Raw genomic sequence first — 25,992 nt, 5'->3', positions numbered from 1 at the left:
CCAGAGGACTGAATGCGCGGGGTCAGAGGGTGGTGCCGGGGGTGGAGAGGACGTCGGCGCGAGCCGAAGCGCCCGGAGCGGGCGAAGCGGCCTTCGTGGCGGAGCCGCTGAGGGCCGCCGTGAGCAGGGTGACGATCTGCGAAGTGATCGCCGCCCGCCGCGCCTCGAAATCGGCGTCGGTCAGCGCCGACGGATCGGCGGGCGTGCCGAGGACGGGCGTGTGCAGATGCCCGCCCGCGATCCCGTCCAGGCCGAGCCCCGTCCGGAGCCGGTTGCTGCGATACATGGACTCGTTGCTGAGATAGTTGCCGCCGCCCCCGGAGGCGGCGACCTCACCGGGTTTCGGCGCGTCCGTCCGGCACACCGCGGTTCCCGTGCCCGGCTTCGTGCTGTCCGGCCAGACACAGAAAGCCTGGTTGTACAGCACCTGATACGCCCCGGCGGGCGCGGCGAGCATCTTTTCGTACGGCAGCGTGGTCTCGATGAACTGGACGTCCGGCTGCGGCCAGCCATCGGCGGGCGGGACCTGGCCGCGGACGGGCTCGTCGAGGTTGTCCGGCGAACCGCCGCGCCAGGCACCGGCCCACCGCTCGATGTCGAACCGGCCGGGACGGCCCTGGCTGATCGTCATGATCAGCTCCGGGCGGCGGAAACGGTCCTGGAACGCCTTGCCGTAGGCGGCTTCCACGATGCCGGCGTCGAAGTAGCTCCACACCACCGGGAACGACACCGCCTGCACCAGCGCGGGCCCGGTCGGCGTCTGGATCGTCTTGCCGTCGAGATGCAGTGCCGCCGCGCCCGACGGGTTCGCGATGCGGACGCCCGCGCCGTTGAGGGTGAACGGGTCGAAACCGCTCACTAACACCCTGCGCAGCTTCGGGCCGGAGGGGAAGCGGGAGTCGTCGAGTCCTCGCGCGCCGAAGTCGAACGTCTTCAGCAGCTCCGCGCGGGCGGGCGCGGACAGCGGGAAACGCGGCGTCCACTGCCGCAACGCCTTGCTCATCTGGAGGCGGGCCCAATAGAGCGGCCGGTCGTCGGCCTTGTCGAGCCCGCCGAGGTCCGGACGGCGGCCCTGCGCGCGGTCGACCGCGGTGCGCCAGAGCCCCTCACCAGCCGTCTCGGCGAGCTTCTCGGCCCGCAAAGCGGTCTTCGTGGCGCAGAGACGCGCCGTGAAGTCGGAGACGAGCTTGTCGAATCCGGCGAGCCGGACGAGTTCCGGGCCGACCGCCGGGCCACCCGAAGGCATGGTCGCGGTGAGCCGCTTCTCCTCGACGGTGATCGCGGCGGAGCCGTCGAAGCAGGAGCTCGCGCCTTCTGCCTGCGCGACACGGGGGACAGCGAGGACGGGAAGAGCGATGAGCAGCGGGAGGAACACGCCCCACCGCCTGCCGGGAGTCTTCATGGACCGCATTCTTCTCAGCCGGGCCTGGCCGCACCACCGACGTTCGCAGGTCTCGGCGGGTCTTGTCCGGGGTGGACAGGCGGGGCAGACTCGCGCCATGGCCGCGCACAGAAGCATTCCGGTACGCATCACCGCAGTCACCGCGATCGCCGTCCTGGTCGGCACCGCCGCGCCGGGTACCGCGGCCGCGGCACCACCGACACCCAAGTCGCCGACCGCCGTCGGCTATCTGGGCGCGGTGTCGAGCATCGACGCGGACGCGACCGCGATCGGCACGAAGATCCTGCGCGAGGGCGGCAACGCCGTCGACGCCGCGGTCGCGACAGCGGCCGCGCTCGGCGTCACCGACCCGTTCTCCGCCGGATTCGGCGGTGGCGGCTTCTTCGTCTACTACGATGCGCGCTCCGGTAAGGTGCACACCCTCGACGGCCGCGAGACCGCGCCGTCGACGGCGAACGAGAACCTCTTCGTCGAGAACGGCAAGGCGATCCCGTTCGCCGAGGCCGTCACGAGCGGACTGGGCGTCGGCGTGCCCGGCACACCCGCCACCTGGGACGAAGCCCTGCGCAAGTGGGGGACCAAGTCGCTGGCGAAGGCGGTCAAGCCCGCCGAAGACCTCGCCCGCAAGGGTTTCACCGTCGACCAGACCTTCAACACCCAGATCGCGAACAACGCCGCCCGCTTCTCGGCGTTCCCGTCCACCCGGTCGCTGTACCTGCCCGGCGGCGCCCCGCCCGCGGTCGGAACGACGTTCAAGAACCCCGATCTCGCGGGCACGTACGCGCAGCTCGCCGCGAAGGGCACCGACGTGCTGTACCGCGGCCAGATCGGCGCGGACGTCGTCGACACGGTGCGGAAGCCGCCGGTCGACCCCGCCTCGACGCTGAAGGTGCGCCCCGGCGACATGACCGCGGCCGACCTCGCCAAGTACCGCGTGGTCGAGCGGAAGCCGACCAAGACCCAGTACCGCGGCCTCGACGTGTACGGCATGCCCGCGCCGTCGTCCGGCGGGCTGACCGTCGGCGAGGCGCTGAACATCCTCGAGAACACGAAGCTCTCGAAGCTGGAGAAGGCCGACTACCTGCACTACTTCCTGGAGTCGACCCGGTACGCCTTCGCCGACCGCAACCGGTGGATCGGCGACCCGGCCTTCGTCGACGTCCCGGCGAAGCAACTGATCAGCCAGAAGTTCGCCGACAGCCGCGCGTGCCTGATCGACCCCGCGAAAGCCGGGACCAGCCCGGTCGCGCCGGCCGACCCGCGTAAGCCCACGCCGTGCGTGGCCGGGACGAACCCCGCGCCGACGCCGTACGAGGGCGAGAACACCACACACCTCACGGTCGCCGACCGGTGGGGCAACGTCGTCGCCTACACGCTGACCATCGAGCAGGAGGGCGGCAGCGGCATCGTCGTGCCGGGCCGCGGGTTCCTGCTCAACAACGAACTGACCGACTTCTCCTTCACCCCGGTGACGCCGGGCGTGCCCGACCCGAACCTGCCGGGCCCGGCGAAGCGGCCGCGTTCGTCGATGGCGCCGACCATCGTGCTCGATCATGGCAAGCCGTTCCTCGCCGTCGGCTCGCCCGGTGGCGCGTCGATCATCACCACGGTGCTGCAGATCCTGACCGGCCGCATCGACCGCGGGCTGAAGCTGGTCGACGCGATCGCGGAACCGCGCGCCTCACAGCGGAACTCCGCGGCCGCGCAGGTGGAGCAGGCGTTCCTGGACCAGACCGAGGTGCTCAAGGCGCTGAAGGCCAAGGGACAGGGCTTCTCGACGTCACCAGGGGAGATCGGGGCGGCGACCGGCGTCGAGCGGCTGAAGGACGGCCGGTGGCTCGCGGCCGCCGAACCCACGCGCCGGGGTGGTGGCTCGGCGGCCGTCGTGCTGCCCTGGCCGCCCAGGTAGCTGAAGGACGCTTTCCCCGCATCCCACGCGGTGAAGGGCGCTTTCCCCACATGACATGCGGGGAAAGCGTCCTTCAGCCCCCACGAGTGGAGCGAGCGCGCCCCGGCGGTGGGGTCCTTCTAGACTGAGCGGCGATGTTCGCCCAGTCAGAGGTACCCGTCCCCCCGGCGGAGGTGCGTTGATGCGCCTCGTCTTCGCCGGCACCCCCGAACCCGCGGTCCCGTCGCTGCGCGCGCTCCTCGCGTCCGAGCAGCACGAGGTCGTCGCCGTCGTGACCCGGCCGGACGCGCAGGCAGGCCGCGGCCGCCGGGTCGTCCGGTCGCCGATCGGCGCGCTGGCCGACGAGCACGGGATCGAGGTGCTGACCCCGCCGAAGGCGAGCGACCCCGCGTTCCTCGCCCGGCTCGCGGAGATCGCGCCCGACGCGTGCCCGGTGGTCGCGTACGGGGCATTGCTGCCCCAGGCCGCGCTGGACATCCCGGCGCACGGCTGGGTCAACCTGCACTTCTCGCTGCTGCCCGCGTGGCGCGGCGCCGCGCCGGTCCAGGCCGCGATCCGCGCCGGGGACGAGATCACCGGCGCCTCGACGTTCCGCATCGTCAAGGAACTCGACGCGGGCCCCGTCTACGGCGTGGTCACCGAGCAGATCGCCGCCACCGACACCGCCGGGGAACTGCTCGGCAGGCTGGCGGAGTCCGGGGCGAAGCTGCTCGTGTCCACGATGGACGGAATCGCCGACGGCTCGCTGCGCGCGGTCGCGCAGACCGGCGACGGCGTGAGCTACGCGCCCAAGGTGACGGTCGAGGACGCGCGGGTGTCGTTCGCCGATCCGGCCGCCGCGGTCGACCGGCAGATCCGCGCGGTCACGCCGGAGCCGGGCGCGTGGGCGGAGTTCCGGGGCGAGCGGCTGAAACTCGGTCCGGTGACGATCGTCGACGAGCCGGGGCCCCCGCCCGGCGAACTGGTCGTGGAGCGCAAGCGGGTCCTGGTCGGCACGGCGTCGAAGCCGGTGCGGCTGGGCGAGGTGCAGGCGCAGGGGAAGAAGCGGATGGCGGCCACCGACTGGGCGCGCGGTACGAGGATCGAACAAGGAGAGCGCCTGCAGTGAACGAGCGTAGGGAACGCCGGCCGTCGAGGCCGCAGCGAGGCCGTCCGGCCCCGCGCAAGGAAGGGCCGAGCCGCCCGCCGCAGATCGACCCGGCTCGTCAGGTCGCCTTCGACGTCCTGCGCGCGGTCCGCGAGGACGACGCGTACGCGAACCTGGTGCTGCCGCAGCTGCTGCGCAACCGCCGGATCTCCGGCCGCGACGCCGCGCTGGCCACCGAACTGACCTACGGCACCTGCCGCGCGGTCGGCATGCTGGACGCCGTCATCGCGGCCTGCCTGGATCGCCCGCTGGAGAAGGTCGACGCCATCGTGCTGGACGGGCTCCGCCTCGGCGCCTATCAGCTGTTGCGCACCCGCATCCCCCAGCACGCCGCCGTCGGGTCCACTGTGGACCTCGTCCGCGCCGAAGTCGGTTCCTGGATCGCGGGTTTCGTGAACGCCGTACTGCGCTCGGTGTCCGAAAAGGACGAAGAGACCTGGCTGAACGAACTGGCGCCCGACGAGGCCGCCGACCCGATCGGCGCCTACGCCCTGCGGACGGCGCATCCGCGCTGGGTCGCGCGGTCGTTCGCGGAAGCCTTGGGGGACAAGGGCGCGGAGCTGAAGGCGGCACTGGAGGCCGACGACGACCGCCCCGACGTCCACCTGGTCGCCCGGCCCGGCGAGATCAGCGCCGAGGAACTGGCCGCCATCACCGGTGGCGACGTCGCGCCGTACTCGCCCTACGGCGTCCGGCTGCCCGCGGGTTCCGGCGACCCCGGAGACCTCGAGCCGATCAAGGAAAAGCTGGCCGCGGTGCAGGACGAGGGCAGCCAGCTCTGCGCCTACGCCGTCACGAGGGTCCCGCTCTCCGGCTCCGGCTCCGACGTGCGGTGGCTGGACCTGTGCGCCGGTCCGGGCGGCAAGGCGGCGCTGCTCGGCGCGCTGGCGGTGGCCGCCGGCGCCACCGTCGACGCCGTCGAGAAGGCGCCGCACCGGGCGAAGCTGATCGAAAAGGCCGTCCAGGACCTGCCGGTGACCGTGCACGTCGCCGACGGCCGCGAGACCGGTCTCGAACCGGGCTACGACCGCGTCCTCGTCGACGCGCCGTGCAGCGGTCTCGGCTCGCTGCGGCGCCGCCCCGAGGCACGCTGGCGCCGTCAGCCCAGCGACATCGCGGACCTGACGAAACTGCAGGGCCAGCTGATCACCGCGGCACTGGACCTGGTCCGGCCCGGCGGCATCGTCACCTACGTCGTCTGCTCGCCGCATCTGGCCGAGACCGAAGGCGTCGTGGGGGAGACCGCGCGCCGCGCCGGTGCCCAGATCGTCGACGCGCGGGAGTTCTTCCCCGGTGTCCCGCAGCTCGGCAACGGCCCGTACGTCCAGCTGTGGCCGCACCGCCACGGCACGGACGCGATGTTCTGCGCCGTCCTGCGGAAGCCGGACTCCGCCAGGTGAGCAGGGTCCTCGGCCTGGTCGCGAGCTCGTGCGGCGGACTGGACACCCGGTTCGCCGCGCAGCTCGCGAAACCGGCCGCGGACCGCGGCTGGGAGCTCGCGATCACGCTGACCCCCACCGCGGCCCGCTGGCTGGAGACGACCGGCGGGCTCGGTGACCTCGAAAAGTGCACCGAGCTGCCGGTCCGCAGCACATCCCGGCTGCCGGGCGAACCCCGCCCACATCCGGACCCGACGGTGTTCCTGTTCGCGCCCGCGTCCGCCAACTCCGTGGCGAAACTGGCGCTGGGCATCGCCGACAACCAGGCGCTGACCCTGCTGGGCGACGTCCTCGGCACACCGGGCATCACGATCGTGCTGGGTTACCAGATCCAGGACACACGGATCCACCATCCGGCGTGGCGACGCCATCTCGACACGCTCGCCTCGGCCGGGGTCACCACCACGAGGCTCAGCCCGGAGGCCTCGTGGACCTCCGTGCTGGACCTGCTGCCGTCGGCCTAGCGGGCGCAGAACCCGGTGTCCAGCGCCTTGGCGAGGTCGTCGGCCACCTTGGGCGGCGCGGGATTCAGGTTCACCACGACGTTCACCCGCCTGCCGTGCGGGACGGCGCCGGACAGGTTCGCGTAGCCGACGATGTTCCCGCCGTGCCCCCAGAACCTGCCGCCGCACGACAGCGGGACGGACGCGATCCCGAGGCCGTACTCCGCGCCGGGGAGCCCGACGGGCGCCGGAACGGTCCGCTGCATTTCCGCCAGCTGCGCGCGCGGCAGGAGACGGCCGTCGACGAGCGCGCCGTAGAACCGGTTCAGGTCCGCGCCGGTCGAGATGAGCCCGCCGGAGGCACCGGCGGCCGAGGGATCGAATTCGGTGTAGTCGGTGGGGCCGGGCCCGTAGCCCCTGGCGTGCGGATACGGCAGGCTTTCGTCGCCGCGCGACGGCAGAGAGGTGTCACGCAGGCCCAGCGGTCCGGTGATCCTGCTCCGGATCTCGCCGGCGACGGAACGACCGGTGAGCTTCTCGATCAGCATCCCGGCGATGATGTAGTTCGTGTTGGAGTACGACCAGCTCGTGCCGGGGGCGAACAGCGGTGGATGCGCGAGACCGATCGCGACCAGCTCCTCCGGTTCGGCGCCGCGATGGCGCCACTCTTCGAGGTCGAGGTCGCGGAGGTAGTTGTAGATCCCGCTGGTGTGCTGCAGCAGCTGCCGCACGGTGATCTTGGTGCCGTCGTTGCCGTTCCCGCGGACGAGACCGGGCAGGTACTCCTCGATCGGAGTGTCCAGCCGCACCTTCCCCTCGGCGACCAGCTGAAGGACCACGACGGCGACGAAGGTCTTGGTGATGCTGGCCGCCCGGAACTTCGAGCCGTGCGGGAACGGTGTCCCGGTCTCGACGTTCCCGACGCCTTCGCGCTCCGACCACGTCCGCCCGGACCGGCTGGTCACGGTCGCCTGCGCGCCGGGGACGCCGTCCTGCACCAGCGTCTTCAGCGCTTTGTCGACTTCGTCCCGCGGATGGGTCGCGGCGAGGGCCGGCGTGGCGGTCGTCGCGGCGAGCAGTGCGACCAGTGAACCGACGGCGATGATCTTCTTGCCTGGCAAGGATTTTCGCATGAATCCAAGCTAGAGACGGGTGCGTGCGGTGACCATGGGGTACGCCCCCACGTCATACTGAGGTTTGCCCCACCTGTCCGGCCGGCCGTCGCGTGACACAGCCTGGCGTGGGACCGCGCGCCGAGAGGCTCAGCGCAGGCTGTGCCCCGGCGCGACGATGCCGGTCTCGTAGGCGAACACCACCGCCTGGCTCCGGTTGGCCGCGCCCAGTTTCCCGAAGATGTTGCCCACATGGGTCTTGACGGTTTCGAGGCTGATGACGAGCTCGGCCGCGATGTCCACATTGGACTTCCCGGTGGCGATGAGCCGCAGCACCTCGGTCTCCCGTTTCGTCAGCGACGACGGGCGGGGAGCGAGGCCGGACGTCGCCGGGCGCGCGGTGACCATCCGGCGGATCGCGTCGGGGAACAGGAGCGTCTCCCCGGCGGCGATCGTCCGGATGGCGTGCGCGAACTCCTCCTTGCGCGCCCGCTTCAGCAGGAATCCGCTCGCCCCGGCCAGCAGCGCGTCGTAGACGTAGTCGTCGTTGTCGAACGTCGTGATCACGAGGACCTTCGGCGGGTCGGGGATCTCGGCGAGTATCCGCCGGGTCGCCTCGATCCCGTCCATCCCTGGCATGCGCACGTCCATCAGGACCACCTCGGGACGCGTCCGCCGCACCAGATCGACCACCTCCCCGCCGTCACCCGCCTCGCCGACCACGGTCAGGTCGGGCTGGTTGTCCAGCAGGGAGCGCAATCCGGCTCGCAGCAAGGGTTCGTCGTCGACGATCAGGACGCGCAGTGTCATGAGTGCGACCGTAGCGGGATCGTGGTCACCAGCCGCCACAACGGTTCCCCGTCGATGGCGGGCCCCGCGACGAGCTCCCCGCGCAGGGCCTCGACGCGTTCGGTGAGCCCCGGCAGCCCGTTGCCGCCGCGGCCGGAGGCGGCCGCGTGCTCCATGAGCGGGTTCACGATCTCGATCCGCAACGCGTCGGCGAGGACCGCGACCCGCACGGTCACCGGGCCCGGATGGGCGTGCCGCAACGCGTTCGTCAGTCCTTCTTGGACGATCCGGTACGCCTCCCGCGAGAGGGTCGCGGGCAGTTCGGCGGCGGGACCGGTGAGCTCGTAGTCGATCACCGCGCCGCCCGCGCGGGCCCGTTCGGCCAGTGTCCCGGCCTCGATGAGCCGCCGCTCGGGCTCGCGGGACGACCGGTCGTCCCGCAGCAGGCCGAGCACGTGGTCGAGGTCTTCGAGCGCCGCCCGCGAAGACTCCTCGATGGTGCCCAGTGCCCGGCGCACCAGCTGCGGTTCGGAATCGACCAGCTCGGCGGCCGCGGCGGCCTGGATGGTCGACGTCGTCAGCGTGTGACCGATGGAGTCGTGCAGTTCGCGGGCCAGCCGGTTGCGCTGCTCGAAATGGTTCGCCCGGACTTCGGCCGCGGCGACGCGTTCGGCGGCTGAGGGGCCCAGCAGGGTCACCGCGCTGTACTGGAACAGCTTGGTGAAACCCGCGAGGACGTAGGCGATGACGACGAGCGTGAAGAACCCGATCGGCAGCGTCCACGCACCGGCGATGCCGGGTTCGATCGTCACCTCTTCACCGAAGATCGCGATGGGGCTGCCACCGCCTCCTGCCCACACCAGGGTCAGGACGAACCCCAGGAACAGGAAGCAGCCGAGGCCGAACAGCACCCAGCCGAGCGCGGTGTGCACGACCAGCCAGGCCGCCGAGCGCCGGCGCTCCGCCCAGGCGACCTTCGTGTTCGGCGGGGGCTGCGCGATCCGGGTGCCCAGCATCTGGTTGGAGAACCAGATGCCGACCCGCCGCATCGGTCCCGGCAAGCCTGCCAGCGCGACCAGCAAGCCCATGGCGAGTACGCCGTAGGCCATCTTCGCCCGCACGTCGCCCGGGATGAGAACGGCGGGGATGAGCGCGATCGGGAACGGGATCGCGGTGATCGCCATGCCGAGGAAACCGAACGGCAGGCTGCGGTAGCTGCCGATCCGCACGAGGGGCTTGAGTGGGTTGACCATGAGGGGAACGCTATTCGGCGGCGCGTGCGCGCACCTCCCACTGCGGTGCCATTTCGCGTCATACTCCAGGCCGGGTCGAGGCGTCACAGCCGGTTAGCGGGCGTTAGCGGCGCCCTCCTACACTCGGGCGCGTGGCTCACCGACCTTTGATCGCACCCAGCATCCTCTCCGCGGACTTCGCCCGGCTCGGCGACGAGATCCGCGCCGTCGCGGGCGAGGGGGACACTCGCGCGGACTGGGTCCACGTCGACGTCATGGACGCGCACTTCGTGCCGAACCTGACCCTGGGCCTGCCCGTGGTGCAGTCGCTGCTCAAGGCCACCGACGTCCCGATCGACTGCCACCTGATGATCGAGAACCCCGACAAGTGGGCCATCGGGTACGCCGAAGCGGGCGCTTACAACGTCACCGTGCACGTCGAGGCCGCGCACGACCCGATCGCGCTGGCGAAGAACCTGCGCGCCGCCGGGGCGAAGGCCGGGCTGTCGATCAAGCCGAACACGCCGATCGAGGACCACCTCGAGACCCTCAAGCACTACGACACGCTCCTGGTGATGTCGGTCGAGCCCGGTTTCGGCGGCCAGTCGTTCATCGAGGGCGTCCTCGACAAGGTCCGCACCGCGCGGCGCCTGGTCGACACCGGCCACCTCAAGCTCGTCGTCGAGATCGACGGCGGGATCAACGCCGACACCATCGAGCAGGCCGCCGAAGCCGGAGTGGACTGCTTCGTCGCCGGTTCCGCCGTCTACGGCGCCGAAGACCCTGGTAAGGCCGTCGCGGCGCTTCGCGAGCAGGCGGCCCGCGTCCGCGGCTGATCCCGCCTCGTGATCCGCCGTCGGGTCAGGAGAAGGAATCGGCGCCGATGGGTGTTGGATGAGGGGAGCACCGTTCCCAGCGACGGTGCGAGCCAGGAGGAGGGCAGCAGGAGTGTTCACCGGCATTGTCGAGGAACTCGGCGAGGTCACCGCGGTCGAGCAGGTCCCGAACGCCGCGAGACTGACCGTTCGGGGGCCGCTGGTGACCAGCGACGCCGGGCACGGCGACTCCATCGCGGTGAGTGGCGTGTGCCTCACCGTGGTCGCGGTGGCGGGCGGTGAGTTTACCGTCGATGTCGTGCACGAGACCCTGCAGCGCTCCAGCCTCGCGAAGGTGCACGTCGGCGACGTCGTCAACCTCGAACGCGCGACGCCGGCGGGCGGCAGGCTCGGCGGGCACATCATGCAGGGCCATGTCGACGGCACCGGCGTCTTCCTCAAACGCGACGAGCAGGGACTCACCACGTTCGCGCTGCCGAAGAAGCTGTCCCGGTACGTCGTCGAGAAGGGGTCGATCGCGGTCGACGGCGTCTCCCTCACGGTCGCTTCGGTGACCGACGAGGAGTTCTCCGTCGCCCTGATCCCGACCACCCTCGAACTCACCACGCTCGGCCGGAACACCCCGGGTGACCTGGTGAATCTCGAGGTGGACGTGGTCGCCAAGTACGTCGAGAAGCTGGCCATGCCGCACCTGCGCGCGCAGGGGGACAATGGCGGTACGGAGGAGCGGGCGTGAGCGAGACGAGTGCGATTCCGGGGTCGGCCGATCTGACCCCCTGTGCGGGCGGGGTGGTGGCCGTGAACGTCGATGCCATCGAGGCGGCGATCGCCGACATCAAGGCGGGCCGTCCGGTCGTCGTGGTGGACGACGAAGACCGCGAGAACGAGGGCGACCTGATCTTCGCGGCGGAGAAGGCCACGCCGGAACTGATGGCCTTCATGGTGCGCTACACCTCGGGTTACGTCTGCGTGGCGCTGACCGAGGCCGAGGCGGACCGGCTCGACCTGCCGCCGATGTACCACACGAACCAGGACCAGCGCGGCACCGCGTACAGCGTCACGGTCGACGCCGCCGAGGGCATCACCACCGGGATCTCCGCGGCCGACCGGTCGCACACCATCCGGTTGCTCGCCGATCCGGCGTCCAAGGCGTCGGACTTCCGGCGGCCCGGCCACGTGGTCCCGCTGCGCGCCAAGCAGGGCGGCGTCCTGCGGCGCCCGGGGCACACCGAAGCCTCCGTCGACCTGGCCCGGCTGGCCGGTCTTTCGCCGTCCGGGGTGCTCTGCGAGATCGTGTCGCAGAAGGACGAGGGCGACATGGCCCGCCGCGACGAGCTCGAGGTCTTCGCCGCGGACCACGACCTCAAGATGATCACCATCGCCGACCTGATCGCGTACCGGCGGCGCACCGAGAAGCAGGTCGAGCGGGTCGCCGAGGCGCGGATCCCGCTGAACGCGGGCACGTTCCGGGCGGTCGGCTACGACAGCCTGCTCGACGGCATCGAGCACATCGCGTTCGTCTACGGCGAGATCGGCGACGGCGAGGACATCCTGGTCCGCGTGCACTCCGAGTGCCTGACCGGTGACGTCTTCGGCTCGCTGCGCTGCGACTGCGGCCCGCAGCTGGAAGCCGCGCTGGAAGCGGTGGCCAAGGAAGGCCGCGGCGTCGTGCTCTACATCCGCGGCCACGAGGGCCGCGGCATCGGGCTGCTGCACAAACTGCAGGCGTACCAGCTGCAGGACGCCGGCGCGGACACCGTCGACGCGAACCTGCAGCTCGGCGTCCCCGCCGACGCGCGGGACTACGGCACCGGCGCGCAGATCCTGTGCGACCTCGGCGTCCGCTCGATGCGGCTGCTGACGAACAACCCGGCCAAACGCGTCGGGCTGGAGGGCTACGGCCTGCGGGTGAGCGGGCGGGTGTCGCTGCCGATCTCGCCGAACCCGGAGAACCTGCGCTACCTCAAGACCAAACGGGACCGGATGGGGCACGACCTGTCCCAGCTCGAGCATTTCGACCAGGTCGGCGCCGAGGTCGACCAGGGCAACGGAGGTGGCACGCGGTGAGCGGCGAAGGCCGTCCGGACGTCGAACTCGACCTGTCCGACTGTAAGAACATCCGGCTCGGGATCGTGGCCACGCGCTGGCACACGAAGATCACGAGCGCCCTGCTGGACCGCGCCCTCGAGGCGGCCAAGGCGGCCGACCTGGAGGAGGAGCCGACGGTCGTGCGCGTCGCGGGCGCCGTCGAACTGCCCGTCGCCGCGCAGGCGTTGGCCCGTACGCACGACGCGGTCGTCGCGCTGGGCGTGGTCATCCGGGGCGGGACGCCGCATTTCGAGTACGTCTGCGACGCGGTCACCGCGGGCCTGACCAGGGTCGCGCTCGACGAGAGCACCCCGGTCGGCAACGGCGTCCTCACCTGCGACACCGAGCAGCAGGCCCTCGACCGGTCGGGGCTGCCCGGCTCCGTCGAGGACAAAGGCTACGAAGCGACGGTCGCCGCGCTGGACGCCGCGCACGCGCTGCGGAACCTGCGCCAGCCGTGGACCGAGCGGGGATTCGTGTGAGCGTCGAGGCGGATGTGATGACCGAGTCCGAGGTCGTGGTGGTGCGGCCCCGCCGCGCCCTGGTGATGTGCTCCGTGCTGGCGGTGATCCTGCTGGCGACGTTCGTGGTCGTCGCGGTCCTGCTGCGCGGCTCGGACACCGGCGTGATCTTCCAGCCGTCCGACCAGGCGGCGATGATCGGCATCGGGGTCCTGCTCGCCCTGGGCACGATGCTGTTCGCGACCGCGCGCGTGAAGGCCGACGCGGACGGTATCGAGGTCCGGAACGTGCTGATGACCAAGAGGTTCGCGTGGAGCGAGGTGCTCTCGGTGAGCTTCCCGGACGGTGCCTCGTGGGCCCGGCTGGAGCTGCCGGAGGACGAGTACTACTCGGTCATGGCCGTGCAGGCCGTGGACCGGGAACGCGCGGTGGCGGCGGTGCGGGCGCTGCGGAAGTTGCACAAGGCGGCCTGGGAAGCCTGACCTCTCGTGAGTGGCGAGGACGGTTCTAACCGTCCTCGCCACTCACGAGACCGGACCCACTGTTCAGAGCGAGAGGTCCACCACGATCGGCGCGTGGTCCGAGGGCCCCTTCCCCTTCCGCGCCTCACGGTCCACATAGGAATCCGTCACCGCGCCAGCCACGACGGCGTCGGCGTACACGAGGTCGATCCGCATTCCCTTGTTGTTCGGGAAGTTCCCGGCCCGGTAGTCCCAGTACGTGAACGGGTGGTCGTACTTCAGCGGCCGCGGGAACACGTCGGACAGCCCGAGGTCCCGCAGCGCGGCGAGCGCCTTCCGCTCCGGCTCGGTCACGTGCGTCGATTCGGCGAATACGGCGATGTCCCAGACGTCCGCGTCGGTCGGCGCGATGTTGAAGTCGCCGAGCACCGCGAACGGCAGGCCGCGCGCCTGCTCCTCCCGCACGGTCGCCTCCAGCGCCGAGAGCCAGGCGAGTTTGTAGCCGTAGTGCGGGTTCTCCAGGTCGCGCCCGTTCGGCACGTACACCGACCACAGCCGCAGCCCGCCGCAGGTGGCGCCGATGGCCCGCGCGTCGGTCTTGTCCTCGAAGGTGGGCTCGCCGGTCAGCCCGCGTGTCACGTCTTCCAGCCCGACGCGCGACAGGATCGCGACGCCGTTCCAGCGCCCGATGCCGTAGGCGGCCGTCTCGTAGCCCAGTTCCTTCACTGCGTCGAAGGGGAAGGCGTCGGTGCCGCATTTGAGTTCCTGCAGGCACAGCACGTCCGGCTGAGCCGAACCGAGCCACTCCAGCACCCTCGGCAGCCGGGGCCCGATCGAGTTCACGTTCCAGGTCGCGATCCGCATGCCCGCGAGCGTCCCACACCCCACCGACACTCCGACGTGAAAGGCCCCTGTCACGACGGGTCACGTCGTGACAGGGGCCGCCGGGGTGGAGGTCAGACCCCGGTGGTCGAGCGGATCCAGGAGCGGGCCGAAGCGACGCTGCCGTAGTTGTTGGTGCCGCGGATGTTCGAACCACTCTGGTTCTGCACGGTCGAAGCGACACCGACCTGGACGCCGTTGTAGACCTGGGGGCCGCCCGAGTCGCCCTTCCACGCCGAACCGTTGATGCCGACGCTCTGGATGGCCGGGCCGCCGTAGGCGTCGCGCGAGCTGCCGGTGACGCGGACGTCGGCCACCTTCAGCGCCGAGGCGGGCGGGCCGGTCGGGGTCTCGCGGCCCCAGCCGTAGAGCTGGTTGGTGCTGCCGACCGACGGGTTCGAGCTCGCCAGGCTGATCGGCGTGACACCGGCGTCGGACGCGAGGTGCAGCAGCGAGATGTCGGCGCCGTTCGGCGAGGACACCTTGCGGTCGACGGCGATCTCACGGCCGCCCTGCAGCTGGTTGCTGCCGACGCGGACCCGCATGCCGGTGCCGTCGGAGTCGAGGCAGTGCTTGGCGGTCAGGACCCAGCGCTGGGCGATGACACTGCCGGAGCAGTTGAACCCGTCCCACTGACGGCCCGGGGTGTTGACGTAGACCTGGGCACCCCAGCTCACGGTGGGGGCGGTGCCGCCGCCCACGATGTTGGGCTGGACACCGGTCGGGGTGCCCGCCGAGGCGACGCCGGCGGTCATGGTGAGGGCTGCGGCGGCGAGGGTGGCGGCGCCCAGCGTACGAAGACGGCTCACGGTGCAGGAGTCCTTTCGAGCGTCATCTGACGAAGAACCGAATGAAGTGGAACTGGGACGGAAAGTAATCAACCGATTCACCCGCCTGGAACCAACGAACGTCGGTTCCGGCCGAAGACCAGACTTAGGTCGGTATACGTAGTGAAATACGGACCGGATGGTGGGAACGGCCACTCGAAGGGTTGACCCGGCCGCGCGTAAGGACGGGGCCTCGTAAGACTGTCGGTGGTGCCCCATAGGCTTGACGATGTGGCTGACCCGACCACCTACCGTCCCTCGCCGGGGAGCATCCCGGACGCCCCTGGCGTGTACAAATTTCGTGACGCCACGAAGAGGGTCATCTATGTCGGCAAGGCGAAAAGCCTCCGAAGCAGGCTGAACTCGTACTTCGCCGACATCACGGGCCTGCACCCGCGCACCCGCCAGATGGTGACGACGGCGGCGAGCGTCGAGTGGACCGTCGTGGGCACCGAGGTCGAGGCGCTCCAGCTCGAGTACAACTGGATCAAGGAGTTCGACCCGCGGTTCAACGTCCGGTACCGCGACGACAAGAGCTACCCGGTCCTCGCCGTGACGATGAACGAGGAGTACCCGCGCCTGCACGTCTATCGCGGCGCGCGCAAGAAGGGCGTGCGGTACTTCGGGCCGTACGCGCACGCTTGGGCCATCCGCGAAACGCTCGACCTGCTGCTCCGGGTCTTCCCGGCGCGCACCTGCTCGGCGGGCGTCTTCAAACGGCACGGCCAGATCGGCAGGCCGTGCCTGCTCGGCTACATCGGGAAGTGCTCCGCGCCGTGCGTCGGCAAGGTCTCCGCCGACGAGCACCGGGAGATCGTCGAGGACTTCTGCGACTTCCTCGCCGGCCGCACCGACGCGCTGATCCGCCGCCTGGAACAGGAAATGGCGGCCGCGTCCGAAGAGCTGGAGTTCGAGCGCGCCGCGCGTCTGCGTGACGACCTCGGCGCGCTGCGGCGGGCGATGGAGAAGCAGGCGGTCGTGCTCGGCGACGGCACCGACGCGGACGTCGTCGCCTTCGCCCACGACGAACTCGAAGCCGCCGTCCAGGTCTTCCACGTGCGCGGCGGCCGGGTCCGCGGGCAGCGCGGCTGGGTGATCGACAAGGCCGAAGAGATGGACGTCAAGGATCTCGTCGACCACTTCATCACGCAGTTCTACGGCGAGCAGGCCGAACGGGCGGACGATCCCGACGGCGGCTCTCCGGTGCCGCGCGAGGTGCTCGTCCCCGAGCTGCCCGCCGACGCGGAAGCGCTCGGCGAATGGCTGTCCGGGCTGCGCGGGTCGAAGGTGAGCCTGCGGGTGCCGCAGCGCGGCGACAAACGCGCGCTCGCCGAGACCGTGACACGCAACGCCGGCGAGGCGTTCACCCAGCACAAACTGCGCCGCGCGGGTGACCTCACCGCGCGCTCGGCGGCGCTGGCGGAACTGCAGGACTACCTCGCGCTGGAAACCGCGCCGCTGCGCATCGAATGCGTCGACATCAGCCATATCCAGGGCAGTGACGTGGTGGCCTCGCTCGTGGTGTTCGAGGACGGCATCCCGCGCAAGTCCGAGTACCGGCGCTTCGCCTTGCGTGAGGCCGCGGAGGAAGGCGACGTCGCGTCGATCGCGGAGGTCGTCCGCCGCCGGTTTTCGCGGTATCTCAAGGAAAACGCCGAAGACGCCGCCGTCGATCCGGACCGCCCGGGCATCGACCCGGAGACCGGCAAGCCGCGCAAGTTCGCGTACGCGCCGAATCTGCTCGTCGTCGACGGCGCGGGCCCGCAGGCCACCGCCGCCGCGGACGTCCTTTCCGAACTGGGCGTCACCGACATCGCCGTGGTCGGCCTGGCGAAGCGGCTGGAGGAGGTGTGGCTGCCGGGCGACCCCGATCCGGTGATCCTGCCGCGCACCTCCGACGCGCTGTATCTGCTGCAGCGGCTGCGCGACGAGGCGCACCGCTTCGCCATCCGGTACCACCGCGAGAAGCGGTCCAAGCGGATGCAGGTGTCCGCATTGGACGGTGTGCCCGGGCTGGGGCAGGCTCGCCGTACCGCGCTGATCAAGCATTTCGGCTCGGTGAAGAAACTCCGCGAAGCGCGGATAGAGGAGATCGAGGCGGTGCCCGGCTTCGGCAGGCGCACCGCGGAAGCGGTCGTCGCGGCACTCGCAGGGGAGCAGCCGCAGACGGCGGGGGAGTCCAGTACGTGATCGGTGAAGGGACCATTGTGAGTGCGCAAGAAGAAGGCCGCGGTTCCGGGATGGAGGTCGCGGTCGTTTCCGGTCTGTCCGGCGCCGGCCGCAGCACCGCCGCGAAATGCCTGGAAGACCTGGGCTGGTTCGTGGTGGACAACCTGCCGCCCGAGCTGATCGCGACCATGGTCGAGCTCGGCGCGCAGGCGCGGGGCGCGATCACCAAGGTCGCCGTGGTGATGGACGTGCGCTCGCGCGCGTTCACCGACGACCTGGCCTCGGTCATCAAGGACCTCGACGCCCGTGGCTACAAGCCGCGCGTGCTGTTCCTGGAGGCCACCGACGCGGTGCTGGTGCGCCGGTTCGAGGCCGTCCGCCGCGGGCACCCGATGCAGGCCGACGGCAGGCTCGCCGACGGCATCACCGCCGAGCGCACGCTCCTGGAGCCGCTGCGGGAAGAGGCCGACCTCGTGCTCGACACGTCGTCGCTTTCGGTGCACGACCTGCGCGCCAAGATCGAGGACGCCTTCGGCTCCGAGGCGAGCACGCAGACCCGCGTCACCGTGCTGTCGTTCGGCTACAAGTACGGCCTGCCGATGGACGCCGACCTGGTGATGGACGTCCGCTTCCTGCCGAACCCGTTCTGGATCCCGGAACTGCGCGACCACACCGGTCTCGAGGGCGAGGTCCGCAACTACGTGCTCAGCCAGGAAGGAGCGGACGAGTTCCTCGACCGCTACCACCAGCTCCTGCGCCTGATCGGCGCGGGCTACAAGCGCGAGGGCAAGCGGTATCTGACGCTGGCCGTCGGCTGCACCGGCGGAAAGCACCGCAGCGTCGCCATCTCCGAGGAGCTCGCCCAGCGTCTGTCCAATGAGGACGGTATGGCCGTGAAGGTGGTGCACCGCGACCTTGGCCGCGAGTGAACCGCGCGCGGTCGCACTGGGGGGCGGGCACGGCCTGCACGCCACCCTCACCGCGTTGCGCCGGGTGACCTCGCAGGTCACCGCCGTGGTCACCGTCGCGGACGACGGGGGCTCGTCCGGCAGGCTGCGCCGGGAGCTCGGGCTGCTGCCGCCGGGCGACCTGCGGCAGGCCTTCGCCGCGTTCGCCGCCGAAGACGGCGGGACCCTGTGGGCGGAGGTGTTCCAGCACCGCTTCGGCGGCGACGGCGCGCTCGCCGGGCACGCGGTCGGGAACCTGTTGCTGGCCGGGCTGTTCGAGGTGCTCGGGGATCCGGTCGCCGCGCTCGACGAGGCGAGCAGGCTCATGGGCATCTCCGGCCGGGTCCTGCCGATGTCACCCGAACCGCTGGAGATCCAAGGCGAGGTTTCGGGGCTGGACGCCGAGAATCCCGAGGCGCTCCGGCGGATCCGCGGTCAGGTGGCGGTGGCGACGACCCCGGGACAGGTGCACCGGATCAGCCTGCACCCGACGGGGCAGGCCGACCGGCCGCCGCGCGGCTGCGCCGAGGCGATCGAGGCCGTGCTCGACGCGGACGTGGTGTTCCTCGGTCCGGGCTCGTGGTTCACGAGTGTGCTGCCGCATCTGCTGGTGCCGGATCTGCACGACGCGTTGCTCCGAACGGACGCCACGAAGGTCGTGATCCTCAACCTGATCCCCCAACCGGGGGAGACGGCGGGGTTCTCGCCGGAGAAGCATTTGGACGTACTCTTCGAACACGCCCCGGAATTACGGGTGGACGCGGTCATCGCAGACCGGGACTCGGTGCCCTCACCAGCCCGATTGCGGGACGCGGCCGGGAGACTGGGCGCGCGGGCGTTGCTGGGGGCGGTGGCTGACCCGGTCGTGACGGGGCGGCATGATCCTGATGCGCTCGCGGGCTGTATGCGAGACGCTCTGGAGTCTCACCGGGGGAGGAGCTGAAGGTATGGAGGGGCAGCGATGGCGATGACCGCCGCCGTGAAGGACGAGCTGAGCCGGCTGGAGATCACCAAGATCGGCCCGCGCCGCGCGGAGGTCGCGTCGATGCTGCGATTCGCGGGCGGGCTGCACATCGTGGCCGGCCGCGTCGTGGTGGAGGCCGAACTCGACACCGGTTCGGTGGCGAGGCGGCTGCGCAAGGAGATCCACGAACTGTACGGACACCAGTCCGACGTGCACGTCATTTCCTCCAGCGGTTTGCGCAAGGGCACGCGGTACGTCGTCCGGGTGGTCAAGGACGGCGAGGGGCTCGCCCGGCAGACCGGCCTGATCGACCAGCGCGGCCGCCCGGTGCGCGGGCTGCCCGCCGCCGTCGTGTCCGGTGGCGTCGCCGACGCGGAAGCCGCCTGGCGTGGTGCGTTCCTGGCGCACGGTTCGCTGACCGAGCCCGGCCGTTCGTCGTCGCTCGAGGTCACCTGCCCCGGCCCGGAGGCCGCGCTGGCGCTCGTCGGTGCCGCCCGGCGGATGGGCATCCAGGCGAAGTCGCGCGAGGTCCGCGGCGCGGACCGGGTCGTGGTGCGCGACGGTGACGCCATCGGTGCCCTGCTGACCCGGCTCGGCGCGCATACGAGCGTGCTCGCCTGGGAAGAGCGGCGGATGCGGCGCGAGGTGCGCGCCACCGCGAACCGGCTCGCGAACTTCGACGACGCCAACCTGCGGCGTTCGGCCCGCGCGGCCGTCGCGGCGGCGGCCAGGGTGGAGCGCGCGCTGGACATCCTCGGCGAATCCGCCCCGGAGCATCTGCTCGCGGCGGGCAAGCTGCGGCTGTCGAACCGGCAAGCCTCGCTTGAGGAACTGGGCCAGCTGTCCGATCCGCAGATGACGAAGGACGCGGTCGCCGGCCGGATCCGCCGCCTGCTGGCGATGGCCGACAAGAAGGCGAAGGAACAAGGCATTCCGGACACCGAATCCGCCGTCACGCCGGACATGCTGGAAGAAGACGAGGCCTGATCGGCCCGCGTTTAGTCCTCTGGATGCGGTACTTGCGTGTGCAAGGACCGCATCCAGAGGACTAAACGCGTTGCTCGCCGAAGACTTCGCACGTGGCCGGGTCGCCGTCGAAGGCGGCGGTCGCCAGGAGGACCGCGCCCGAGGTCCACGTGGTCCGTTCGTCCGGCCAGAATTCCTCGTCCGCGAACTGGTAGCCGGTCCAGTACGAGCCATCGTCGTGGCGTAGCCGGGCAAGGCACGCGAGGAGTTCTCCCGCGCGGGCACGGTCGCCGCGAGTGGCGAGGGTGAGCGCCAGTTCGGCCGTCTCGCCGCCGGTCGCCCAGGGCTCGTGGTGCACACAGCGCACGCCCAGCCCGGGCTCGACGAACCGGTCCCAGCCCGCCGCCAGCCGCGCCGTCGCGTCGGCGCCGGTGACGACCGAGCCCAGAACCGGGTAGTACCAATCCATCGCGTGCGGTTTCGCGGCGAAGAGCCCCGGCTCGCCGAGCAGGGCGGCACGGAGCCGGTTCGCCGCGACTCGCCATTGTGGACGGTCCAGTCCTCGCGCGGACGCCAGCGCCAGCGCCTGGGTCAGCGCGTGGTGGATGCTGCTGCAGCCCGTGACCAGCCGGATGCCGGGTTCGTCGTCCCGCCAGGAGAAGGCACCCGAGCGCTGCTGCCGCCGCAGGACGGCGCCGACGGCCCTGTCCACGACCGGCCACATCCGCTCCAGCCAGGCGTCGTCCCCGGTCAGGAGGAAGTGGTGCCTGGCCCCGACCGCGGCATAGGCGGTGAAGTTCGTGTCCATAGTGGACAAATCGACGCGGCCGTCGCGGTAGCGGGCCGCCCAGGATCCGTCAGGGCGCTGGTTGCGGACCAGCCACTCGTACGCGGCTTCGGCCTCCGCTCCCAGCCCGGCGACGTCCAGTCCCATGGCGGCTTCGAGGTGATTCCACGGATCGAGGTGCCCGCCGGGCTCCCAGGGGATCCCGCCGTCGGACCGCTGGACGGCCGCGATGCCGGCGGCGGTGGCCTTCACGGCTTGCGCGCGTACACGACGAGGCTCTTGCCGAGCACCGGGTTCAGCATCCACTCGGCGAACCGCACCGGCCGAGGGCTCCGCATGATGTCCCAGACGAGGAACCGGTGGTACAGCGCGCAGAGCCGGTGCTCCTCGTCGGGGCCGACCGCGCATTTCAGCCACCAGTACGGCGAGTGCAGGGCGTGCGCGTGATGCCCGCCGGTCGTCCGCAGCCCGGCCTCGGTGAGCTTGCCGAGCAGTTCGCGGCGCCGGTAGATCCGGATGTGCCCGCCTTCGACCTCGTGGTACGCGTCCGAGAGCAGCCAGCAGATCCGCTCCGGCCACCAGCGCGGCACGGTCGCCACCAGCCTGCCGCCGGGCGCCAGCACGCGGCTCGCCTCCGCGAGCACCGTCCGGTCGGCGTGGATGTGTTCCAGCGTCTCGGCGACGATCACCCGGGTGAAGGAGCCGCTCGGGAACGGGAGCCGGAGGGCGTCCGCTCGGACGGCCAGCGCCGAAGCCGACGCGGGTGCTTCGCCCGCCTCCGCCAGATTGGCGAACATGTCCCGCACGTGTTTGAGCGCGATGTCGTCGAGGTCGGCGGCGACCACGTCCGCGCCGCGTTTGTACGCCTCGTAGGCGTGACGGCCGTCCCCGCAGCCGAGATCGAGCACCCGGTCGCCGGGGCCGACGGGGAACCGGTCGAAATCGACGGTCAGCACTCCGCACGCTCCCGGCCGAGGACGCGCCGGTAGTACGCGGCGGTCTCCTCGGCGGTGCGCCGCCAGCTCAGCGTCCCCGCCGTCGCCAGACCACGAGCCGCCAGATCGGCGCGCAGGTGTTCGTCACCGAGGACCTTGGTGAGCGCTTCCGCGAGCGCCGGGACATCGCCCGGCGGCACCAGGATCCCCGCGTCACCCACGACTTCGGGCAACGCCCCGCCGGTCGTCGCGACGATCGGCGTCCCGCAGGCCATGGCCTCGGCCGCCGGCAGCGAGAAACCTTCGAACAGTGAGGGTATGCAAGCGATTTCGGCCGAACACAGCAACCGCGCGAGTTCGTCGTCGGTCAGCCCGCTGACGAATCGGACGCCGGCTCCGGGACCGAGCCGGGCGAGGGCCCGCGCCGCCGGGCCGTCCGGCTTCGGTTTGCCGACGATCACCAGTTCGCCTTCGATCCGGTCCCACGCCGCCAGCAGATGTTCGAGCCCCTTCAACGGTTCGTCCGCGCTCGCGGTGGCCACGACCCGGCCGGGGATCCGCGGGATCTCGGGCCGAGGCCGGAAGATCCGGGTGTCCGCGGCGAGCGGGACGACGTGGATCCGGTCTTCCGGGACACCCATCTCCCGGCCGATGGCCGCCCGGGAAGCCCGCGACACCGTCAGCGCGGGCAGCCGTCGTGCGACGCGATGCTGCATGTCCACGAAGCCGTACCACCGCTTGACCCGCTCCGCCTCCCGCCCGGTGACGGTGGCGAGCTTCAGCGTCCGGTCCACGGCGATGGGATGGTGGATCGTGGCGATCGTCGGCAGTCCACAGTGGAGCATCCCGTAGCCGAGTCCCTGGTTGTCGTGGACGATGTCGAATTCGTCCCGGCGCTTCGCGAGATGGCGCGCGGCACGCAGCGAGAACGCGAGGGGTTCGGGGAAGCCGCCGCGGCGCATGCCGAGGAACTCGACCCACGACGGCAGATCGCGCAGCTCCCGCGGGCGCGGGGTCCGGAAGGGATCCGGCTCCGCGAACAGGTCGAGGCTCGGGATCTTCGTCAGCCGCACGCCCTCATCGACCTCCGGGTAGGGAGGCCCGGACAGCACCTCGACATGATGCCCCAGCGCGGCGAGTTCGCGACTCAGATGCCGAACATAGACGCCTTGACCGCCGCTGCGCGGGTTTCCGCGGTAGGTCAGGAGCGCGATCCGCAGGGCGCTCACCGCTCACTCCGGCGTACCCCAGTACTCGAGCTGTTCGCGGATCTTCCGGGTTTCTTCGTGCCGTTCGCCGCGGACCTCGACGGAATCGCCGAGCAGCAAGGTCCAGACCGAGAGCGCCTCGGTGACCCGGCCCGCTTTGGCGAGGGCCAGCGCGAGACCGAACCGGAGGTCGAGGACGTCGGGATGCCGTTCACTCAGCCGTCCCGTCGCTTCGTCGATGAGCTGTCGATACTCCGAAACAACGGGGGGGGGTGCTCGATTTCGGCGCTCCAGAACGCGATGTTGTGCTGGACGTGGCCGACGATCTCGTCGTCGCCCAGCGCCTGTTTCGCCTGCGGCAGCAGCTCCCGGGAGAGGCGGAGGGACTCCTCCCCGTTCCCGGTCTTGCCCGTCGTCACCGCGAGCAGGTGCCGGGCGTGCAGTGTCTCGCGATGATCGGCGCCGAGAGCGTGGGTGGCGTCGCGGACGAGGGCTTCGAACGCGGCCCGGGACTCTTCGAAACGGCCGAGTTCCATGAGGAGGTAGCCGATGTTGTGGCGCATGCTCAAGACCTCTTCGTCGCCACCGGAGAGGGCGGCCGTGGCGACCGGCAGCAGCTCCTCGAACCGGGCGAGCGCTCCGGCCGCGTCGCCAGCCTTACCGGTCCAGGTCGCATGCCGTGCCTTGCAGCGCAACGTGATCCGGTCGGTGTCGCCGAGCTCCAGGGCCGCACGGTTCGCCCAGGCCGCCCAGCGTTCCCGGTTCTCGACGGGGATGTGGGAGGCCCGTCGCTCCAACGCGGCGAGGGCGTCTTCTCGGAGCCCCGCGAGCCAGAAGTGCTCGGCCTCGTTGGCCGCCGCGTAGCTCTGTTCGAGCGTCGGCTCGTCGTCTCCGGCCACGAGTGCCACCTCCGAGGTCGCCGCCGCCAGCCGGGCGTGCAACCGGGTCACCGTATCGGGGGAGAGCACGGGCGCGTCGGAGGTCAGCAGGACGGTTTCGTCGTCGAGGCCGGCGCGCGTCCGGCTGACCGAGTCACCGAGCCCGGCCAGGAAATCGCGGACGCGCACCCGCCGGTCCGGGCCGCCCGCCGCCGCGCTCGCCGCGGTGAGGATCGAGATCGGGACGGGCCCGCGGGTGGCCGCGAGACCCAGCAACTCCAGCAGGACCGCGTGACCGGGCCGCGGCGAGGCCACGGCGCCGGTGCTCTGGTCGATGTCGGCCTCCTCTTGTGCCACGCTGATGAAGGTGACCGTCGAATCACCGAGCCGGAGCACGTCACCGTGCGCCAGCTCGGCGCTCGGCACGCGCTGCCCGTTGACGAAGGTGCCGTTGGCGGAGTCGAGATCGGTCAGCCACGCGTTCGTGCCGTCCCAGCGGATCTTGCAATGGAGCCGGGACACCCGCGAGTCGCCGAGCCGGACCGCGGCGTTCCTGCTGCGGCCGAGCGTCGTGAGCCCGAAGGACAGTTCGTGGTGCGCGGGCGGCTGCCCCGGCACGTCGATGATCAGCGTGGCGGGGGTGATCCTCGGCGAGGTGGGCGAACCCGTGTCGTAGCCCGGCCAGCCGCCCCAAGGTCCACTGTCTTCCGGTTCCCGCACCACGGGAGCCGCGTCGGGCGGCTCGAAACCGCCGGCCATCTCCAGGCGAACCTCGACCGCGGGCGGGAGGCAGGCCGGATCCCGCGTGGTCGCGACCGTCTTGACCAGTGCCAGCTCCGGTGCCGTCGACAGGCTCCGGAGGAGACCGCACAGCCGTTCCCGGACGCCGGGATCGAGGTCGTCGAGCCCGTCGACCGCGATCCGCACGGGGGCTCCGGTCCACTGTGGAGCGAGGGTTCGCAGCGGACCGAGCAGCGCCAGATCGAAAGCGCTCGCACCGCTGAGGGCGGCGTCGCCGAGCCCGGTCCGGTACGCCTGCTCGGCGTCGGCGAAACCGGGCACGGTGCGCCGCAACTGGCGGGCGAGTTCGTGCGCGAGCCGCTCGGCCGTGTCGCCGCGGCTCGCGAACAGCACGGCGTGCAGGAAGTCGGGCGGTACATACGATCCGGCCACCGAAGGCCGGGCGAGCGCGGCGAGCATGGTCGACTTCCCCGCGCCCTCCTCACCGGTGATCGCGACCAGCCGGGCACCGGTGAGCAGATGCCCGACGGTCTCGCCGAGTTTCGGATCCGGCTGGTAGCCCGCGGTCAGCCGTTCGATCGTGGGCGCGGCCGGGTTGCCCGCCAGCGGTGAACGCCGCCAGGCGGGGGAGGAGTTCAGTGCGAGCCACAGGCCCTGATCGGCCTCGGGCACCTCGCGGGTGCCGTCGAAACCCAGGTGGACGGCGGTCTGCGCCGGGCACAGGCCGGTGATCACCCGTTTGAGATCCGCGCATCGCACCCGCTCGCCGAACTCCGCGTGCCCCGTCCGCAGGACCGAGACCAGAGACCGGCTGAAACACCCGTTCGCGGCGACACGGTCGTCCGAGGCGGTGAGCAGGTCGAACCGCTTGCCTGCCTCACCGACGATCCGCAGCCAGCGCTGGCCAGCCTGCCTCGCCCCGATGCCGGCGTGGCAGGTGTCGAGCAGGATCACCAGCCCGTCGAGCATCGAGTGACGGCCGAGGAGTTCCTTGATCCGCTGGGCGAACAGGAAGGAGCGGCGGCTGTCCACCGGCAGGCCGGTGTCCTTGGTGAGGAAGTAGAAGTCGTCGTCGGCGTATTCGCCGTGCCCGACGAGTGAGAGGAAGAGCGTCGCCTCGTCTTCCGACGCGCGCTCGAAGGCCTCCACCAGCGCGTCGTCCAGCTCGACCATCGTCGGGTCGACGAGCAGGCCGCGACCGTCTTCGAGCGCGGGGACGCAGCCGCCGATCTCGGGGTCGAGCAGGGCCGTCGAGACCTGGTGGCCCGCGTCGGGGAGGAACGAGAGAAGGTTCAGTGAGTCGCATTGCGACGCGACCACCAACGACCTCCGCTCTCCCACGGAGATCACTTTGTCTCATCGGGCGGCC

23 protein-coding genes are annotated in these 25,992 nt (G+C 71.0%); 13 read left to right on the top strand and 10 right to left on the bottom strand.

Going from position 1 to position 25,992, the window contains the following annotated elements:
• Positions 1-22 precede the first annotated feature (22 nt).
• The gene (locus MJQ72_RS03000) at positions 23-1,402 is read right to left on the bottom strand and encodes a hypothetical protein (protein ID WP_240597436.1); all 1,380 of its coding nucleotides are present in this window, start codon (positions 1,400-1,402) and stop codon (positions 23-25) included.
• A 97-nt stretch (positions 1,403-1,499) separates the two neighbouring features.
• On the opposite strand from MJQ72_RS03000, the gene ggt reads away from it, so the two are divergent.
• The 4 genes from ggt (at position 1,500) to MJQ72_RS02980 (ending at position 6,361) form a co-directional block, all read left to right on the top strand.
• Positions 1,500-3,311 (top strand): gamma-glutamyltransferase, encoded by a 1,812-nt coding sequence (gene ggt / locus MJQ72_RS02995; protein ID WP_240597435.1) that lies wholly within the window; start codon positions 1,500-1,502, stop codon positions 3,309-3,311.
• Between the two features lie 181 nt (positions 3,312-3,492).
• Positions 3,493-4,419: a methionyl-tRNA formyltransferase gene (fmt, locus tag MJQ72_RS02990; protein ID WP_016333112.1), complete on the top strand. Its 927-nt coding sequence runs from the start codon at positions 3,493-3,495 to the stop codon at positions 4,417-4,419.
• Complete coding sequence (locus MJQ72_RS02985) at positions 4,416-5,858, top strand: RsmB/NOP family class I SAM-dependent RNA methyltransferase (RefSeq protein WP_240597434.1); 1,443 nt, start codon at positions 4,416-4,418, stop codon at positions 5,856-5,858. The genes fmt and MJQ72_RS02985 overlap by 4 nt, the downstream gene beginning before the upstream one ends.
• The gene (locus MJQ72_RS02980) at positions 5,855-6,361 is read left to right on the top strand and encodes a flavoprotein (protein ID WP_240597433.1); all 507 of its coding nucleotides are present in this window, start codon (positions 5,855-5,857) and stop codon (positions 6,359-6,361) included. Before MJQ72_RS02985 ends, MJQ72_RS02980 begins: the two co-directional genes overlap by 4 nt.
• Here the strand turns inward: MJQ72_RS02980 and MJQ72_RS02975 are convergent.
• From MJQ72_RS02975 to MJQ72_RS02965, 3 genes are all read right to left on the bottom strand, one after another.
• Positions 6,358-7,473, bottom strand: a complete 1,116-nt coding sequence (locus MJQ72_RS02975; RefSeq protein ID WP_240597432.1) for a serine hydrolase — start codon at positions 7,471-7,473, stop codon at positions 6,358-6,360. The two genes, MJQ72_RS02980 and MJQ72_RS02975, sit on opposite strands and share 4 nt — an antisense overlap.
• A gap of 129 nt (positions 7,474-7,602) precedes the next feature.
• The gene (locus MJQ72_RS02970) at positions 7,603-8,262 is read right to left on the bottom strand and encodes a response regulator transcription factor (RefSeq protein ID WP_240597431.1); all 660 of its coding nucleotides are present in this window, start codon (positions 8,260-8,262) and stop codon (positions 7,603-7,605) included.
• Positions 8,259-9,494, bottom strand: coding sequence for a sensor histidine kinase (locus MJQ72_RS02965; RefSeq protein WP_240597430.1), 1,236 nt, complete (start codon positions 9,492-9,494; stop codon positions 8,259-8,261). The genes MJQ72_RS02970 and MJQ72_RS02965 overlap by 4 nt, the downstream gene beginning before the upstream one ends.
• A 146-nt stretch (positions 9,495-9,640) precedes the next feature.
• Here MJQ72_RS02965 and rpe point away from each other — a divergent pair, with 146 nt between their 5' ends.
• The 5 genes from rpe to MJQ72_RS02940 all read left to right on the top strand — a co-directional run bounded on the left by rpe (position 9,641) and on the right by MJQ72_RS02940 (position 13,340).
• A complete protein-coding gene (rpe, locus tag MJQ72_RS02960) occupies positions 9,641-10,309 on the top strand; it encodes a ribulose-phosphate 3-epimerase (protein ID WP_007029650.1) in 669 nt (222 codons plus the stop codon).
• 112 nt (positions 10,310-10,421) lie between these two features.
• Complete coding sequence (locus MJQ72_RS02955) at positions 10,422-11,045, top strand: riboflavin synthase (RefSeq protein WP_007029651.1); 624 nt, start codon at positions 10,422-10,424, stop codon at positions 11,043-11,045.
• A 56-nt stretch (positions 11,046-11,101) separates the two neighbouring features.
• Positions 11,102-12,376: a bifunctional 3,4-dihydroxy-2-butanone-4-phosphate synthase/GTP cyclohydrolase II gene (locus tag MJQ72_RS02950; RefSeq protein WP_240601238.1), complete on the top strand. Its 1,275-nt coding sequence runs from the start codon at positions 11,102-11,104 to the stop codon at positions 12,374-12,376.
• Complete coding sequence (ribH, locus tag MJQ72_RS02945; RefSeq protein WP_037343973.1) at positions 12,373-12,879, top strand: 6,7-dimethyl-8-ribityllumazine synthase; 507 nt, start codon at positions 12,373-12,375, stop codon at positions 12,877-12,879. The genes MJQ72_RS02950 and ribH overlap by 4 nt, the downstream gene beginning before the upstream one ends.
• A 17-nt stretch (positions 12,880-12,896) precedes the next feature.
• The gene (locus tag MJQ72_RS02940; RefSeq protein WP_240597429.1) at positions 12,897-13,340 is read left to right on the top strand and encodes a PH domain-containing protein; all 444 of its coding nucleotides are present in this window, start codon (positions 12,897-12,899) and stop codon (positions 13,338-13,340) included.
• A gap of 63 nt (positions 13,341-13,403) precedes the next feature.
• Here MJQ72_RS02940 and MJQ72_RS02935 read toward each other — a convergent pair whose 3' ends face one another.
• On the bottom strand, positions 13,404-14,183 hold the full coding sequence (locus MJQ72_RS02935; RefSeq protein ID WP_240597428.1) for an exodeoxyribonuclease III: 780 nt from the start codon (positions 14,181-14,183) through the stop codon (positions 13,404-13,406).
• A gap of 92 nt (positions 14,184-14,275) precedes the next feature.
• Positions 14,276-15,010 carry a trypsin-like serine protease gene (locus MJQ72_RS02930; RefSeq protein WP_240597427.1) on the bottom strand — a complete coding sequence of 245 codons (735 nt, stop codon included), beginning with the start codon at positions 15,008-15,010 and terminating at the stop codon, positions 14,276-14,278.
• Positions 15,011-15,259: 249 nt separating this feature from the next.
• Between MJQ72_RS02930 and uvrC the strand changes: the two genes are divergently transcribed.
• Genes uvrC through whiA form a run of 4 tightly spaced genes read left to right on the top strand, consistent with a single transcriptional unit; the run spans position 15,260 to position 20,095 of the window.
• The gene (uvrC, locus tag MJQ72_RS02925; protein WP_240597426.1) at positions 15,260-17,218 is read left to right on the top strand and encodes an excinuclease ABC subunit UvrC; all 1,959 of its coding nucleotides are present in this window, start codon (positions 15,260-15,262) and stop codon (positions 17,216-17,218) included.
• A gap of 50 nt (positions 17,219-17,268) precedes the next feature.
• On the top strand, positions 17,269-18,126 hold the full coding sequence (rapZ, locus tag MJQ72_RS02920; RefSeq protein WP_240601237.1) for an RNase adapter RapZ: 858 nt from the start codon (positions 17,269-17,271) through the stop codon (positions 18,124-18,126).
• The gene (gene yvcK / locus MJQ72_RS02915) at positions 18,113-19,087 is read left to right on the top strand and encodes a uridine diphosphate-N-acetylglucosamine-binding protein YvcK (protein ID WP_240597425.1); all 975 of its coding nucleotides are present in this window, start codon (positions 18,113-18,115) and stop codon (positions 19,085-19,087) included. The genes rapZ and yvcK overlap by 14 nt, the downstream gene beginning before the upstream one ends.
• A gap of 18 nt (positions 19,088-19,105) precedes the next feature.
• Entirely contained in the window at positions 19,106-20,095 is a 990-nt protein-coding gene (whiA, locus tag MJQ72_RS02910; protein ID WP_005152315.1) for a DNA-binding protein WhiA, read from the top strand.
• Between the two features lie 61 nt (positions 20,096-20,156).
• On the opposite strand, the gene MJQ72_RS02905 is transcribed toward whiA, so the two are convergent.
• The 4 genes from MJQ72_RS02905 to MJQ72_RS02890 all read right to left on the bottom strand — a co-directional run bounded on the left by MJQ72_RS02905 (position 20,157) and on the right by MJQ72_RS02890 (position 25,973).
• A complete protein-coding gene (locus tag MJQ72_RS02905) occupies positions 20,157-21,113 on the bottom strand; it encodes a prenyltransferase (RefSeq protein WP_240597424.1) in 957 nt (318 codons plus the stop codon).
• The gene (locus MJQ72_RS02900; protein ID WP_240597423.1) at positions 21,110-21,817 is read right to left on the bottom strand and encodes a class I SAM-dependent methyltransferase; all 708 of its coding nucleotides are present in this window, start codon (positions 21,815-21,817) and stop codon (positions 21,110-21,112) included. Before MJQ72_RS02900 ends, MJQ72_RS02905 begins: the two co-directional genes overlap by 4 nt.
• On the bottom strand, positions 21,811-23,025 hold the full coding sequence (locus MJQ72_RS02895; RefSeq protein ID WP_240597422.1) for a glycosyltransferase family 1 protein: 1,215 nt from the start codon (positions 23,023-23,025) through the stop codon (positions 21,811-21,813). The genes MJQ72_RS02900 and MJQ72_RS02895 overlap by 7 nt, the downstream gene beginning before the upstream one ends.
• A 194-nt stretch (positions 23,026-23,219) precedes the next feature.
• Entirely contained in the window at positions 23,220-25,973 is a 2,754-nt protein-coding gene (locus tag MJQ72_RS02890) for an FHA domain-containing protein (RefSeq protein ID WP_240597421.1), read from the bottom strand.
• Positions 25,974-25,992: the final 19 nt, after the last annotated feature.

It is taken from the genome of Amycolatopsis sp. EV170708-02-1 (assembly GCF_022479115.1).
Taxonomy (GTDB): domain Bacteria; phylum Actinomycetota; class Actinomycetes; order Mycobacteriales; family Pseudonocardiaceae; genus Amycolatopsis.
This window is presented reverse-complemented; position numbering and strand designations above follow the sequence as displayed.

Bases quoted from the DNA above. Each gene is read 5' to 3' on its own strand.
- MJQ72_RS03000 (WP_240597436.1), bottom strand. From the start codon at position 1,402: ATGAAGACTCCCGGCAGGCGGTGGGGCGTGTTCCTCCCGCTGCTCATC.
- MJQ72_RS02935 (WP_240597428.1), bottom strand. From the start codon at position 14,183: ATGCGGATCGCGACCTGGAACGTGAACTCGATCGGGCCCCGGCTGCCG.
- ggt (WP_240597435.1), top strand. From the start codon at position 1,500: ATGGCCGCGCACAGAAGCATTCCGGTACGCATCACCGCAGTCACCGCG.
- MJQ72_RS02970 (WP_240597431.1), bottom strand. From the start codon at position 8,262: ATGACACTGCGCGTCCTGATCGTCGACGACGAACCCTTGCTGCGAGCC.
- rapZ (WP_240601237.1), top strand. From the start codon at position 17,269: ATGGAGGTCGCGGTCGTTTCCGGTCTGTCCGGCGCCGGCCGCAGCACC.
- whiA (WP_005152315.1), top strand. From the start codon at position 19,106: ATGGCGATGACCGCCGCCGTGAAGGACGAGCTGAGCCGGCTGGAGATC.
- MJQ72_RS02940 (WP_240597429.1), top strand. From the start codon at position 12,897: ATGACCGAGTCCGAGGTCGTGGTGGTGCGGCCCCGCCGCGCCCTGGTG.
- fmt (WP_016333112.1), top strand. From the start codon at position 3,493: ATGCGCCTCGTCTTCGCCGGCACCCCCGAACCCGCGGTCCCGTCGCTG.
- MJQ72_RS02975 (WP_240597432.1), bottom strand. From the start codon at position 7,473: ATGCGAAAATCCTTGCCAGGCAAGAAGATCATCGCCGTCGGTTCACTG.
- MJQ72_RS02965 (WP_240597430.1), bottom strand. From the start codon at position 9,494: ATGGTCAACCCACTCAAGCCCCTCGTGCGGATCGGCAGCTACCGCAGC.